Annotated in this window: 13 protein-coding genes; 10 read left to right on the forward strand and 3 right to left on the reverse strand. The window is 70.2% G+C overall.

The genetic code is table 11. The annotated features are described in order from the left end of the window. The first annotated feature begins 16 nt into the window (after window positions 1-16). Window positions 17-514 carry a hypothetical protein gene (locus ABCS02_RS05935; RefSeq protein WP_345834669.1) on the forward strand — a complete coding sequence of 166 codons (498 nt, stop codon included), beginning with the start codon at window positions 17-19 and terminating at the stop codon, window positions 512-514. Here ABCS02_RS05935 and ABCS02_RS05940 read toward each other — a convergent pair. Beyond that, window positions 498-1,325: a DUF1295 domain-containing protein gene (locus tag ABCS02_RS05940; RefSeq protein WP_345834670.1), complete on the reverse strand. Its 828-nt coding sequence runs from the start codon at window positions 1,323-1,325 to the stop codon at window positions 498-500. The genes ABCS02_RS05935 and ABCS02_RS05940 overlap by 17 nt on opposite strands. A gap of 63 nt (window positions 1,326-1,388) precedes the next feature. On the opposite strand from ABCS02_RS05940, the gene ABCS02_RS05945 reads away from it, so the two are divergent. The 4 genes from ABCS02_RS05945 to ABCS02_RS05960 all read left to right on the forward strand — a co-directional run bounded on the left by ABCS02_RS05945 (window position 1,389) and on the right by ABCS02_RS05960 (window position 3,903). Continuing rightward, window positions 1,389-2,018 (forward strand): CDP-alcohol phosphatidyltransferase family protein, encoded by a 630-nt coding sequence (locus ABCS02_RS05945; protein WP_345834671.1) that lies wholly within the window; start codon window positions 1,389-1,391, stop codon window positions 2,016-2,018. Further along, entirely contained in the window at window positions 2,011-2,529 is a 519-nt protein-coding gene (locus ABCS02_RS05950) for an FHA domain-containing protein (protein ID WP_345834672.1), read from the forward strand. Before ABCS02_RS05945 ends, ABCS02_RS05950 begins: the two co-directional genes overlap by 8 nt. Window positions 2,530-2,536: 7 nt before the next feature. Then, complete coding sequence (locus ABCS02_RS05955; protein ID WP_345834673.1) at window positions 2,537-3,232, forward strand: MerR family transcriptional regulator; 696 nt, start codon at window positions 2,537-2,539, stop codon at window positions 3,230-3,232. A 119-nt stretch (window positions 3,233-3,351) separates the two neighbouring features. Further along, entirely contained in the window at window positions 3,352-3,903 is a 552-nt protein-coding gene (locus ABCS02_RS05960) for a MerR family transcriptional regulator (protein WP_345834675.1), read from the forward strand. Between the two features lie 78 nt (window positions 3,904-3,981). Here ABCS02_RS05960 and ABCS02_RS05965 read toward each other — a convergent pair whose 3' ends face one another. Continuing rightward, window positions 3,982-4,791: a ParA family protein gene (locus ABCS02_RS05965; protein ID WP_345834676.1), complete on the reverse strand. Its 810-nt coding sequence runs from the start codon at window positions 4,789-4,791 to the stop codon at window positions 3,982-3,984. Window positions 4,792-4,870: 79 nt separating this feature from the next. Here ABCS02_RS05965 and ABCS02_RS05970 point away from each other — a divergent pair, with 79 nt between their 5' ends. From ABCS02_RS05970 to ABCS02_RS05990, 5 genes are all read left to right on the forward strand, one after another. Further along, window positions 4,871-8,275: a pyruvate carboxylase gene (locus tag ABCS02_RS05970; RefSeq protein ID WP_345834677.1), complete on the forward strand. Its 3,405-nt coding sequence runs from the start codon at window positions 4,871-4,873 to the stop codon at window positions 8,273-8,275. 138 nt (window positions 8,276-8,413) lie between these two features. Then, entirely contained in the window at window positions 8,414-9,727 is a 1,314-nt protein-coding gene (locus tag ABCS02_RS05975; RefSeq protein ID WP_345834678.1) for a MinD/ParA family protein, read from the forward strand. Between the two features lie 46 nt (window positions 9,728-9,773). Next, window positions 9,774-10,265: a peptide deformylase gene (gene def, locus ABCS02_RS05980; protein ID WP_345834679.1), complete on the forward strand. Its 492-nt coding sequence runs from the start codon at window positions 9,774-9,776 to the stop codon at window positions 10,263-10,265. A gap of 18 nt (window positions 10,266-10,283) precedes the next feature. Further along, window positions 10,284-11,132: an NAD(P)-dependent oxidoreductase gene (locus ABCS02_RS05985; RefSeq protein WP_345834680.1), complete on the forward strand. Its 849-nt coding sequence runs from the start codon at window positions 10,284-10,286 to the stop codon at window positions 11,130-11,132. 340 nt (window positions 11,133-11,472) lie between these two features. Then, the gene (locus tag ABCS02_RS05990; protein WP_345834681.1) at window positions 11,473-12,228 is read left to right on the forward strand and encodes a hypothetical protein; all 756 of its coding nucleotides are present in this window, start codon (window positions 11,473-11,475) and stop codon (window positions 12,226-12,228) included. Here the strand turns inward: ABCS02_RS05990 and ABCS02_RS05995 are convergent. Continuing rightward, a complete protein-coding gene (locus tag ABCS02_RS05995; protein WP_345834682.1) occupies window positions 12,225-14,045 on the reverse strand; it encodes an AMP-binding protein in 1,821 nt (606 codons plus the stop codon). The genes ABCS02_RS05990 and ABCS02_RS05995 overlap by 4 nt on opposite strands. Between the last annotated feature and the right edge of the window lie 45 nt (window positions 14,046-14,090).

The following is a 14,090-nucleotide window of genomic DNA, read 5'->3' on the forward strand; positions in this document are numbered from 1 at the left end:
GGGTTACCGTAAATGCATGGATTCACTGCTCCGACGGCTCGACCGGATCGCGGGCGGACGCCACGCCGGTTACACCGTCCCGGAGGAGGGGCGCGACCACCCGCGGACGCGCCGCGCATTCGTCGTCATCGCCTGGCTGCTGGTCGCCGAGCTCCTCGTCGGCACCACCGCCGTCGTCATCGCCTCGGTGCTCACGCTCGACGGCGCGCCCGTCCCGTTCGCGGTCTGGATGCGCTCCGTCGTCGTGCTCGGCATGACCGTCACGCTGTTCTACTTCGCCTGGCGCGCGCAGAAGGGCTACTACTGGGCCTACTCGCGGCTGCGGCTGTTCTCGAAGATCTTCCCCGTCGTCACGCTCGTGATCGCGGCGATCCCCGGCCTCTACCCGTTCTGGATGGTGACCGAGCAGATCGTGTTCAGCCTCATCCTGATCGGCGTGGCCGACTACCTCGACTCCGACCACATGCGGGAGGCTTTCCCGCGTCCGGCGCGAGCGGTCACGACCGCGCCGTGACGGCCTCCCCGCCGCGGCGCGGGAACCACGGCACGATCGGCGACGTGCGGCGCTGGTACTCCGCGTACTCGGGGTACCGCGACCGCGAGATGCTCTCGGTGAAGACCGTCGAGCCGATGAAGAGGCCCGTGAGCAGCAGCGGCCCGATCACCGTCCACTGCAGCAGCGAGCCGGCGGCGACGCAGCCGAACAGGAAGACCACCCACCACTGTGCCTGCTCGCAGAAGAAGTTGGGGTGCCGCGAGTAGCGGAACAGCCCGGTCTGCAGGAAGCGCGGGCTCGGCTCGCGCCCGGCGGCGACCTCCGCCCTCTTCCGGTTCTGGAAGACCCACTGCTGCTGGTCGGCGACCGTCTCGCCCGCGAGCAGCACCAGGAACAGCACGGCGCAGACGAGGTCGAATCCGTTCAACGCCGTTCTGTGCTGGAACGCGGTCCACGCCGGAAGCGCGATCAGCAGGAGCAGCACGTTCTGGTAGATCACGATGAAGAACAGATTGAAGACCGCGAAGGCGCCACGGCCCATCCGGCCGCGCAGCACCTCCCAGCGGTAGTCCTCGCCGCCCGGCGCGTAGCCGCCCTTGCGCGCGAAGTTGAAGGTCAACCGCCCGCCCCAGAGCGTCACGAGCCCGGCCATCAGGTCGAGCCTGGCGTCCTGGAGTCCGGCCGCGATCGCGAACACCCAGACGTAGACGACGGGCACGACCGACCAGATGCGGTCCACCCAGGAGTGCTCGCCCGTGATCAGCGACAGCACCCAGGTCGCGGCGCACACGCCCGCGAGGATCCAAAGGCACACGAAGAAGGGCTCCACGCCCCACATCCTAGGGTCGCAGACCTCCCTCGACGGGAGGACCACGGTCAGTAGAGTGGAATCGTGGATGCAGTCGGCGCGGTGAGCTCGCGCGTGTGGACGATCCCGAACGTCCTCAGCTTCTTCCGGCTCGCTCTGGTGCCGGTGTTCCTGGCGTTCGTGATCACGGGGGAGGACGCTCTCGCCCTCCTCGTCCTCGTCGTCTCCAGCATCACCGACTTCCTCGACGGCTGGCTCGCACGCAAGCTGAACCAGGTGTCCCGGCTCGGGCAGCTCCTCGACCCCGCCGCCGACCGCCTCTACATCTTCGCCGCCCTGGTCGGCCTGGCCTGGCGGGAGGTCATCCCCTGGTGGCTCGTGGCGGTGATCCTCGCGCGCGACGTCATGCTGGCGGTGCTCGGGGTGATCCTGGCCAATCATGGCTACGGCCCGCTGCCGGTCCACCACCTCGGCAAGGTCGCCACGTTCTGCCTGTTCTGGGCGCTCCCGCTGCTCATGCTGGGGGAGGCATTCGACCCGCTCGCGCCTTACTCGTTGCCGCTCGGCTGGGCCTTCGCGCTGTGGGGCGCGTTCCTCTACTGGTGGGCCGGCATCGTCTACATTCGGGAGACCGCCCGGGTCATCCGCCTTCCGGCCGATGACAGCGGGCCACATTCCGATAGGCTTGACCACGAGGAGGTTGACGGTGCCTGACGAGAACTACCCTGGATGGGCTTCTGCTGCCGATGACGACGGCCGCGACGCCGAGAACCCCCTGCGCGAAGCCGCGACGGGGAACGAGGACACGACCGCGCGCTTCGGCGAGGAGTTCATCTCCAAGATGTTCCCCATGGACGGGGAGATCAGCCCCGAGGAGCAGGAGGCGATCGCGGCGCTGCCGTCCGGCTCGGCCCTGCTCATCGTGCGGCGCGGTCCCAACACCGGCGCGCGTTTCCTCCTCGACGCCGACGTCACGAGCGCGGGTCGCCACCCGAACGCCGACATCTTCCTCGACGACGTGACCGTCTCGCGCCGCCACGCGGAGTTCACCCGCCGCGGCACGGCCTTCGAGGTCCGCGACCTGGGCTCGCTCAACGGCACGTACTACGACGGCGTGCGCATCGAGAGCGCGCTACTCAGCGACTCGTCCGAGGTCCAGATCGGCAAGTTCCGCCTCACGTTCTACGCCTCGCGCCAAGACCTCGCCGCCGCGGCGAAGAACTAACGAGCCAGTGGCCCGGCAAGCAGCGAGGGCGCACACGGCCTCGCCCGCACTGCTCTCGATCGGCCAGGTGCTGGCGCGCCTGACCCCCGAGTTCCCGGACCTCTCGTCGTCCAAGCTGCGCTTCCTGGAGGAGCGCGGGCTCATCTCGCCGTCGCGCACGGCGTCGGGCTACCGCAAGTTCTCGCCCGCCGACGTGGAGCGGCTGCACACCGTGCTGGCGATGCAGCGGGACAACTACCTCCCGCTCAAGGTCATCAAGAAGTACCTCGCCGCGGTCGACGCGGGCGAGAACCCGCCGCTGCCGGGAGGTGCGCGCGAGGGCTCGTCGATGCTCCCGGCCGGCCGCCGATTCAAGCGCGACGAACTGCTCCGCGAGGCGGGCGCGACGCCCGAGCTCCTGCAGGAGGCGATCAGCGCGTCGCTGGTCGTGCCGGCCGAGGTCTACGGCGAGGAGACGCTGACGGTGCTCCGCGCGCTCGCCGAGCTGTCCCGCACCGGCATCGGCCCGCGCCACCTGCGCGGCTTCCGCGCCGCCGCCGAGCGCGAGATCGGGCTGATCGAGACGGCTCTCGTGCCGCTCGCGCGCCGCAAGGACGTGACGGCCGGACCGCAGACCGCCGAGCTCGCCCGCGAGATCGCAGGCCAGCTGGACGTCGTCCGCGGCAGCATCATCCGGGCCGCGCTGACGCGCCTCCAGCCCTGACCGGCTCGACACGCCGAGGACGTTTTCCGGATGTCGTTGCCCGGCGACCGGGGGATGGGTACCGTGGTTGAAGCGCCTCATCATGAAGCGCACGATCCGTCAACCGAGGGGCAGTCATCATGAGCGAACTGAGTCGTGACAACGACGCCGCCCGGTACGACCTGGGGCTGCTGTTCACCGACGGCCTCCCCGAGATGGACGACGCCAACGGCTACCGCGGCGCCGTCGCGGCCCGCGCGGCCGGCATCTCCTACCGCCAGCTCGACTACTGGGCGCGCACCGGCCTCGTGGAGCCCACGGTTCGCGGCGCGGCCGGCTCCGGCTCGCAGCGCCTGTACGGCTTCCGCGACATCCTCGTGCTCAAGCTGGTCAAGCGCCTCCTCGACACCGGCATCTCGCTGCAGCAGATCCGCACGGCCGTCAACCAGCTCCGCGAGGCGGGCGTCAACGACCTGGCCCAGACCACGCTGATGAGCGACGGCGCGAGCGTCTACCTGTGCACGTCGAACGACGAGGTCATCGACCTGGTCAGCCGCGGCCAGGGCGTCTTCGGCATCGCCGTCGGCAAGGTCCTCCGCGAGGTCGAGTCCTCCCTGGTCGAGCTCGACACCCAGGGCGACGACCTCGACGAGCTCGCCGCCCGCCGAGCCGCCAAGTCCAAGGCCTCCTGACCCACCCGTAACCGTCGAGTACGTCGATAATCCGCGTACTCGGCCGTTTTTCGTCGATTTATGACGTACTCGGCGGCGTTAGTTGCCGGCGACCGCGTACTCGCCGATTTTGGCGGTGCGGAGGACGCGCTCCAGGAGCAGGTCGAAGTTGTGGGCCATTTCCTGTGCGCTTTCACCCGGCCAGACGTGCAGCGGCTTCGCGGCGCCCTGCGCCTGCTGAAGCGACGTGCGCTCGGGGAGCTGGGGCGCGAGCACCAGCGGGCCGAACATGTCGCGCAGCTCCTTGATGCGGAACTGGTGCTCCAGCGACTGCACGCGCGCGCGGTTGACGATGATGCCGAGCGGCTGGAGGCGCGGCGACAGTCCGCGGCGGATCTCCTCGATCGCACGCAGCGCGCGGTCGGCGGCCGCCACCGAGAACAGGCCGGGCTCGGTCACGACCGCGACGCGGTCGCTGGCCGCCCAGGCCGTGCGGGTGAGCGCATTCAGCGACGGGGCGCAGTCGATCAGCACCAGCTCGTAGTCGTGCTCGACGTTGGCCAGCGCCTCCTCGAGCTTCCAGATGTCGCGGATGCTCGGGTGCGGGCCGTCGAAGTTGATCGCGGACGGGCTGCCGATCATCACATCGACCTTGCCCGGGCGTCCCCTGGTCCAGCCGGAGGGCGCGATCGCCGCGCGGACGATCTTCTCCTTGGGGGAGGCGAGCACGTCGGCGACGTTGAGGTGACCGGCGACCTGGATGTCCATGCCGGTCGAGACGTCGGACTGCGGGTCGAGGTCGACGACCAGCGTACGGAGCCCTTTAGCGAACGCCGCCGAGGCCAGACCAAGTGTCACCGTGGTCTTTCCGACACCGCCCTTGAGGGAACTAACGCTGAGTACGTGCACGACAGCCACGTTACCTTCACTAGTCTTGGAGTACCTAACCGTTTGCTGTGTGGTGCCGACCCCTGCTCGAAAGGTCCCCATGTTCCGTAAGATCCTCGTTGCCAACCGCGGTGAAATCGCCATCAGGGCCTTCCGCGCCGCCTACGAACTGGGCGCCGCCACGGTCGCCGTCTTCCCCTACGAAGACCGCAACTCGATGCACCGGCTGAAGGCGGACGAGGCCTACCAGATCGGCGAGCCCGGGCACCCGGTGCGCGCCTACCTGGATGTGCAGGAGATCATCAGGGTCGCCAAGGAGTCCGGCGCCGACGCGATCTACCCCGGGTACGGCTTCCTCTCCGAGAACCCCGAGCTGGCGGAGGCCGCCCGCGCGGCGGGGATCGCGTTCATCGGCCCGCGCGCCGAGGTGCTGGAGATGGCCGGCAACAAGGTGACGGCCAAGGAGCACGCGATCGCCGCGGGCGTCCCGGTCCTCAAGTCCACCCCGCCGTCGCGCGACATCGAGGAGCTGCTCGCGGGAGCCGACGCGATCGGGTTCCCGATCTTCGCCAAGGCGGTCGCCGGAGGCGGCGGCCGCGGCATGCGCCGCGTCGCGACCAAGGAGGAGCTGCGCGGGTCGCTGGAGGAGGCCATGCGCGAGGCCGACAGTGCGTTCGGCGACCCCACCATGTTCCTGGAGCAGGCCGTGCTGCGCCCGCGCCACATCGAGGTGCAGATCCTCGCCGACTCCGCCGGCGACACCATCCACCTGTTCGAGCGCGACTGCTCGGTGCAGCGCCGCCACCAGAAGGTGGTCGAGATCGCCCCGGCGCCGAACCTCTCCGACGAGATCCGCCAGTCGCTCTACCGCGACGCCATCGCCTTCGCGAAGTCCATCGGCTACGAGAACGCCGGCACGGTCGAGTTCCTGCTCGACACCGCGGGTGACCGAGCGGGTGAGCACGTCTTCATCGAGATGAACCCGCGCATCCAGGTCGAGCACACCGTGACCGAGGAGATCACCGACGTCGACCTCGTGCAGTCGCAGATCCGGATCGCGGCGGGGGAGACCCTGGCCGACCTCGGCCTCAGCCAGGACACGGTGCAGATGCGCGGCGCGGCCCTCCAGTGCCGCATCACCACGGAGGACCCGACCGCCGGGTTCCGTCCCGACACCGGCAAGATCACGACGTACCGCTCGCCCGGCGGCGCCGGCATCCGCCTCGACGGCGGCACGATCAACCCGGGCGCCCAGATCAGCCCGCACTTCGACTCGATGCTCGCCAAGCTCATCACCCGGGGTCGCGACTTCCCGGCCGCCGTGCTGCGCGCGCGCCGTGCGCTGGCGGAGTTCCGCGTCCGCGGCGTCGCCACGAACATCCCGTTCCTGCAGGCGGTCATGGAGGACCCGGACTTCATCGCGGGCAACGTCTCCACCTCCTTCATCGAGGAGCGTCCGCAGCTCTTCAAGGGCCGCGAGTCGAAGGACCGCGGCACCAAGGTGCTCAACTGGCTGGCCGACGTCACGGTCAACCAGCCGAACGGCCCGCGCCCGGAGGTCGCCGACCCGGTGGAGAAGCTGCCGCGCCTCGACCTGAGCGTGCCCGCGCCCGCCGGCTCGCGTCAGAAGCTGCTGGAGCTGGGGCCGAAGGGCTTCGCCGAGGCGCTGCGTGCGCAGACCGCCCTCGCGGTCACCGAGACCACCTTCCGGGACGCGCACCAGTCGCTGCTCGCGACCCGCGTGCGCACCAAGGACCTCCTGGCCGTCGCACCCTACGTCGCCCGGCTCACCCCCGAGCTGCTGTCGGTGGAGGCCTGGGGCGGCGCGACCTACGACGTCGCGCTGCGCTTCCTCGGCGAGGACCCGTGGGAGCGGCTGGCGTCGCTGCGCGAGGCGCTGCCGAACATCAACATCCAGATGCTGCTGCGCGGCCGCAACACCGTCGGCTACACCCCGTACCCGACCCAGGTGACCGACGCGTTCGTGCGGGAGGCCGCGGCGACCGGCGTCGACATCTTCCGCATCTTCGACGCGCTCAACGACGTGTCGCAGATGCGCCCGGCGATCGAGTCGGTGCTCGCCACCGGATCGTCCATCGCGGAGGTCGCGGTCTGCTACACCGCCGACCTGCTCGACCCGGCCGAGAACCTCTACACGCTCGACTACTACCTGCGCCTCGCGGAGCAGATCGTGGAGTCCGGCGCGCACATCCTCGCGATCAAGGACATGGCGGGCCTGCTCCGTCCGGCCGCCGCCGAGAAGCTGGTGGCGGCGTTCCGCGAACGGTTCGACCTCCCGGTCCACGTCCACACGCACGACACCCCGGGCGGTCAGCTCGCGACGCTGCTCGCGGCCTCGCGCGCCGGCGCCGACGCGGTCGACGTGGCCAGCGCGCCGATGGCGGGAACCACCAGCCAGCCGAGCGCCTCCGCCCTCGTCGCGGCCCTGGCCCACACCGAGCGCGACACCGGCATCTCGCTGACCGCGGTCGAGGACCTCGAACCGTACTGGGAGGCCGTTCGCCAGGTCTACCGCCCGTTCGAGTCGGGTCTGCCCGGCCCCACCGGCCGTGTCTACAAGCACGAGATCCCCGGCGGCCAGCTCTCCAACCTGCGCCAGCAGGCCAAGGCGCTCGGCCTCGCGGAGGACTTCGAGCTGGTCGAGGACATGTACGCCGCGGCCAACCGCATCCTCGGCCGCATCCCCAAGGTCACGCCGTCGTCGAAGGTCGTCGGCGACCTCGCCCTCCACCTCGCGGCCGTGCGGGCCGACCCGGACGACTTCGCCGAGAACCCGCAGAACTACGACATCCCGGACTCGGTCGTCGGCTTCATGGCCGGCGAGCTGGGCGAGCTGCCCGGCGGCTGGCCGGAGCCGTTCCGCACCAAGGTGCTGGCGGGCAAGAACGTCAAGGTCGGCGTCGAGGACCTGCCCGCCGCCGACGCGGAGGCGCTGGAGGGCTCCAGCGCCGAGCGCCGGGCGACGCTCAACCGCCTGCTCTTCCCGGCCCCCACGCGCATCTACGAGCAGATGCGGGAGCTCTTCGGGGACCTGTCGGTGGTCGACTCGGTCGACTACCTCTACGGCCTCTCCCCGGTCGAGGAGCACGTCATAGAGTTCAGCAAGGGCGTGCGGCTCTACATCGGCCTGGAGGCCATCGGCGAGGCCGACGACAAGGGCATGCGCACGGTCATGACCACGCTCAACGGCCAGCTCCGGCCGGTGTTCGTGCGCGACCGCAGCATCACGGTCGAGACGAAGGCGGCCGAGAAGGCCGACTCCGCCAAGCCCGGCCACGTCGCCGCGCCGTTCTCCGGCGTCGTGACGCTGCACGTGGTCCCTGGCGACACCGTGGCCGCGGGCCAGGCCGTCGCGTCGATCGAGGCCATGAAGATGGAGGCGGGGATCACCGCCCCCGTCGCCGGCACGATCGAGCGCCTCGCCATCCCGAAGACCCAGCAGGTGGACGCGGGCGACCTCCTGGTCGTCATCACCCCCGCCTGACCGGCACGGTCCGCAGCGCTCTCCGCCCGCGCGGGGAGCGCTGCGGCGCGTCCGGCGCGGACCGCTCGCTGTCGACGCGGGCGGCCGCCCGGTAAACTGTCGCAGTCGCCGCCGTCGAGCGGCAGGAGGAGTGCAAGCGTGGCAGACAAGCCCGAGGAGCCGGAGAACGGCGACCTCGCCAAGGACGTCGAACCGGCGTTCAGGCCGTCCCCCCTCGACATCGACACCAAGCTGACCATCGCCGTCGACCTGCCTCCCGCTGCGCCGCAGGAGGTGCCGGAGGACGAGGCCGCCGTCGCGATCGACGACGTCCCCGTCGACCCGGGCTTCGTCGCGTCGCCGACCGAGCCGACCACGATGTCGGTCGCCATCGTCGCCTCGCGGCTGGCGACCGGCCCGACGCCGACGCAGGAGGACGCCGAGCACGGCGACGGCGTCGTGCCGCTGCCCGGCCACGACGCCTACGCGCAGTCGCGCCGCGACCGCCTCCGCGGCGAGCACTCGCCGCAGCCCGAGCCGGCCGCGATGCTGACCGCCGACCGCCTGCTGGAGGTCAACCGCAAGACGCGCCCGGGCCCGGAGGGGCCGTGGCAGCGCTTCGTCTACAACACGACGTTCCGCACGGTGAACCTGGGCGACTCCGCCAAGGTGCGCGCCCGCAAGGAGCTCGACCACCGCATCCAGAAGCAGTTCGAGGGCGGCACGCGCTTCGTGCCCGTCCTCACCCGCAAGGGCGGCGTCGGCAAGACCACCGTCACCACGCTGCTCGGGATGGCACTGGCCGACGCGCGCGAGGACCGCATCATCGCGGTCGACGCCAACCCCGACCGCGGCACGCTCTCCGAGCGCGTCCCCAAGCAGACCCGTGCGACCGTGCGCGACGTCGTGCACAAGGCGGCGAGCATCGGCGGCTTCACCGACTTCTCCGCGCTCGTCTCGCGCGACGAGACCCGGCTCGACATCCTCGCCTCCGACACCGACCCGATGCTGTCCGAGGCGTTCGACGAGAACGACTACAACGTCGTCGCCGACCTGGCCGCCCGGTTCTACTCCATCGTGCTGACCGACTGCGGCACCGGCATCGTCCACTCGGTGATGCGGGCCACCCTGCAGCGCGCGGACGAGATCGTGATCGTCTCCGGCGGCAGCGTCGACGAGGCCCGCCTGGCGTCGGAGACCCTCACCTGGCTGGAGGCGAACGGCTACACCGACCTCGTCCGCAATGCCGTGGTCGCCCTCAACACCGCCACCCACGCGACCAACCTGGTGAAGCTCGAGGAGATCGAGTCGCACTTCCGCTCGCGCGTACGCGAGATCGTCCGCATCCCGTACGACCCGCAGCTGGCCGCCGGCTCCGTGGTCAACTGGAAGGACCTCAAGCCCCTGACCAAGCTGTCCGCCCGGGCGCTCGCCGCGCTCGTGGTGGAGGGCCTGCCCGCCGAGCGCGCCTGATCCGCTCCCGTCCCACCCCGCGCATCCCGCGCCCGAGGAGATCCCCGTGACCGAACGTCAGATCCGCCTGTTCGGCGACCCCGTCCTGAAGACCCCGTCCGCGCCCGTGGGCGACATCGACGAGGGCGTCCGCGGCCTGGTCGAGGACCTGATCGACAGCGTCATCCCGCCGGGCCGCGCGGGCGTCGCCGCCCCGCAGATCGGCGTCGGCCTCCGGGCGTTCAGCTACAACGTGGACGGCGAGGTCGGCTACATCCTCAACCCGGAGCTCGTGGAGGTCTCCGGCGAGCCCGAGCTGGTGGACGAGGGCTGCCTGTCCGTTCCCGGCCTGTGGTTCAAGACCGCCCGCTACCCGTTCGCGCGGGTCCGCGGCGTCGACCTGGACGGCAAGGAGATCGAGCTCAGCGGCACCGGCGTCATGGCGCAGGCGCTACAGCACGAGACCGACCACCTCGACGGCAAGCTGTACCTCGACCGGCTCGACAAGGACACCCGCCGCGAGGCCATGCGCCAGGTCCGGGAGAGCGACTGGTTCTGAGTCCGTAGACTCGACTGCATGGACATCGCAGTCACCGGAGGATCGGGCAAGCTCGGGCGCACAGTAGTGCGCGAACTACGCGCGGCGGGTCACACCGTCGTCAACCTGGACGCGACGGGGGAGCGCGGCCCCGGCTTCGTGCGCGTCGACCTGACCGACTACGGCCAGACGATCGACGCGATCCTCGGGGTCGACGACGCGCACGGCGGCTTCGACGCCATCGTGCACCTGGCGGCGATCCCGGCGCCGGCGATCCTGAGCGACGTCGCCACCTTCCACAACAACATCCGCGTCACCTACAACGTCTTCCAGGCCGCGCGCCGGGCCGGCATCAAGAACATCGTCTACGCGTCCAGCGAGACCGTGCTCGGCCTCCCGTTCGACGTGCCGCCGCCGTACATCCCGGTGGACGAGGACTACCCGGCCCGCCCGGAGTCCACCTACTCCCTGGTCAAGCACCTCGAGGAGCAGATGGCGATCGAGCTGGTGCGCTGGGACCCGTCCCTGAAGATCGTGGCGCTGCGCTTCTCGAACGTGATGGAGCCGGCCGACTACGCAGCCTTCCCGTCGTACGACGCGGACGCCCGCGGCCGCAAGTGGAACCTCTGGGGCTACATCGACGCCCGCGACGGCGCGCAGGCCATCCAGAAGGCCCTGGAGTGGGACACCACCGGCTTCGACCGCTTCATCATCGCCGCCGCCGACACCGTGATGAGCCGCCCCAACGCGGAGCTCGTCGCCGAGGTCTTCCCCGGCGTCCCGCTGAAGCGCGACGACCTCGACAACAACGACACCCTCCTGTCGATCGACAAGGCCCGCCGGGTGCTGGGCTACGCCCCCCAATACTCCTGGCGCGACGCGATCTGACGCGCCGACATTTGTGCCGAATGGCGCGAATGGCGCCACTATTCGCGCCATTCGGCACGAATCGCGCGTGCGCGGAGCGCTGGGGATAACTGTGGTGCTCCACAGATTTGTGGGAGTGGGGGCGCGACACACGGCATCGCCCCGAGTATGAAGGATGCGTACTCCACAACCTCTCCCCGATTCGCTTCGCGGGGTCTCCTTCACGCCCGCCGACGCGCGGCGATCAGGTGTCGCCCGCTCGCGGCTGCGGGCGCGCGACCTCCGACATCCGTTCCACGCGATCCACCTCTCGGCCGAGCCGGCCGGCATCCACGAGCTCTGCGCCGCATACCTCCCGCGGATGGTCGACGGCGCATGGTTCAGTCATCAGACGGCGGCCGCACTCCTCGGCGCACCGCTTCCCGCCCTGCCGGAGAGCGAACTGCTGCACGTCTCCGTCGCCTTCCCGCGCTCTGCGCCGAGAGGCCGGGGCGTCGTCGGGCACAGTCTCGGGATGCTCCGCGGCGCTCTCGTCGACGGGCTGCCGATCAGCGTCCCCGCGCACGTGTGGTGCCAGCTCTCGGGCGTGCTCGCCCGTGAGGACCTCGTCGCCGTCGGCGACTACCTGGTCGGCGCGCGTGGACGACCGCCCCTGACGGGCCTGGTGGAGCTCGTCGCAGCTGCGGCCGACCTGCACCGCACGAAAGGGGGCCGCGCCCGGATGTGGGCATTGCCGCGCATTCGTGCGGGAGCCGACTCACGGCCCGAGAGCCTGCTCCGATTGTTCCTCGAGGATCGCGGCTACGGCGGGTTGGAAGTGAACGCGCCCGTGCACGTCCGCAGTGGACGGCTCGTGTTGCATCCGGATCTCAGCATCCCGAACCGGCGAGTCGCCTTCGAATACGAGGGGGACGGGCATCGTGTCGATCGGCGACAGTGGCACGTCGACATCGAGCGGCGCGATCTTCTCGAGGCCGAGGGGTGGCGCGTCGTCCGCGTCACTGCCCGGGACCTCTTCGAGGATCGTGAAGCGTTCGCGCGTCGCCTCGCAGAATTCGTGCCGAATGGCGCGAATGGCGGCGCCATTCGCGCCATTCGGCACGAATCAGGAGGCTAGTGGGCCAGCGAGATGCCCTGGGTGCTGGGGTTGCCGCTGTAGACGCCGTCGATCACGTCGGCGAAGTCGGCGAGGATCACGTTGCGCTTGATGCTCAGCTTGGGCGTCAGGTGGCCGCTGGCCTCCGTCAGCTCCGTGGCGAGGATGACGAACTTGCGGATGCTCTCGGCGCGGGAGACGCCCTGGTTGGCCGTGTCGATCGCGCGCTGGATCTCGGCGTTGACGGCCGGGTTCACGGACGCCTCGGCGAGGGTCATGTCCTTGTCCTCGCCGTTGTTCGCCAGCCAGGTCGGCAGCATCTCGGTGTCGAGGGTCACCAGCGCCGCGATGAACGGCTTCTGGTCGCCGACGACGACCACCTGGCCGACCAGCGGGTTGGCGCGGATCGGGTCCTCCAGCGCCGCGGGGGAGACGTTCTTGCCGCCGGCGGTGACGATGATCTCCTTCTTGCGGCCGGTGATGGTCAGGTAGCCGTCGGCGTCGAAGGAGCCGAGGTCGCCGGTGCGGAACCAGCCGTCGTCGAACGCCGCGGCGGTCGCCTCCGGGTTCTTCCAGTACTCCTTGAAGACGTTCACGCCCCTGACCTGGATCTCGCCGTCGGCCGCCAGGCGCAGGTCCACGCCGGGGAGCGCCGGGCCGACGGTGCCGATCTTGAACATGTCCGGCCGGTTCACAGTCGCGGGCGCCGTGGTCTCGGTGAGGCCGTAGCCCTCCAGGATCTTGATGCCGAGGCTGTGGAAGAAGTGGCCGAGGTGCGAGCCCAGCGGCGCGGAGCCGGAGACGGCGTACTTCACGCGGCCGCCCATCGCGGCACGCAGCTTGGAGAACACCAGCCGGTCGTAGAGGGCGAACTTGAGCTTGAGTCCGAACGGCACCGAGCCGGCCTCGACGGCCTTGGAGTGCTCGACGGCGACCTCCGCAGCGGCGCGGAAGATCTTGCCTCGACCGCCGGCCTCCGCCTTCTGCTCCGCCGAGTTGTAGACCTTCTCGAACACGCGCGGGACCGCGAGCAGGAAGGTCGGCTTGAAGCTCGCGAGCGCGGGCAGCAGCTGCTTGGTGTCGGCCTGGTGGCCCACCTTCACGCCCGCGGTGACGCACAGCACGGCGATGAACCGGGCGAACACGTGGGCGGTCGTGATGAAGAGCAGCGTGGAGGCGCCCTCCAGGACTTCGCCGAGCGCTTCGGTGGCGTTGCGCGACAGCTCCACGAAGTTGGAGTGCGTGAGCACGCAGCCCTTGGGGCGGCCGGTGGAGCCGGAGGTGTAGATCAGGGTGCCGATGTCCTCGCCGCGCGCGATGTTCCTGCGGCGCTCGATCTCGGCGTCCGGGACGTCGACACCGGCGGCGGCGAGCTTGTCGAGGTCACCGAGGTGGAGCTGCCAGACGTCCTGGATGAGTGGGAGGTCGGCGTGCACCTCGTCGAACCGGGAGAACATCTCCGCGGTCTCCAGGATCACGGCCTTCGCGCCCGAGTCGGACATGTTCCACTGCACCTGGGCGGGAGACGACGTCTCGTAGATCGGCACGAGCACGGCGCCGGCGAACCAGACCGCGAAGTCGATCAGGCTCCACTCGTAGCGGGTCTTGCACATCAGGCCGATCATGTCGCCTGGCTGGATGCCGGCGGCGACCAGGCCCTTGGCGAGCGCGACGACCTGGCGGTGGAACTCCGCCGCCGTGACGTCCTTCCAGGCGTCGCCGTCCGGGACGCTGAACAGCGCGGCGTCCGGTGAGGCGGCGACCCGCTGCACGAGCAGGTCCGTGGCGTTGGCCTCCGGGTCGGCAGGGACGACTGCGGGGGTTTCGAACTGGTTCACGGTAGCTCCCTCGATACCGGGCGGGCGGGTAATCGGGCCGAATCG

It is taken from the genome of Microbacterium sp. X-17, assembly GCF_039615055.1.

Excerpts from the sequence above, each read along its gene's own strand:
- ABCS02_RS05970 (WP_345834677.1), top strand. The coding sequence starts at position 4,871 with ATGTTCCGTAAGATCCTCGTTGCCAACCGCGGTGAAATCGCCATCAGG.
- ABCS02_RS05990 (WP_345834681.1), top strand. The coding sequence starts at position 11,473 with ATGGTCGACGGCGCATGGTTCAGTCATCAGACGGCGGCCGCACTCCTC.
- ABCS02_RS05935 (WP_345834669.1), top strand. The coding sequence starts at position 17 with ATGGATTCACTGCTCCGACGGCTCGACCGGATCGCGGGCGGACGCCAC.
- ABCS02_RS05985 (WP_345834680.1), top strand. The coding sequence starts at position 10,284 with ATGGACATCGCAGTCACCGGAGGATCGGGCAAGCTCGGGCGCACAGTA.
- ABCS02_RS05960 (WP_345834675.1), top strand. The coding sequence starts at position 3,352 with ATGAGCGAACTGAGTCGTGACAACGACGCCGCCCGGTACGACCTGGGG.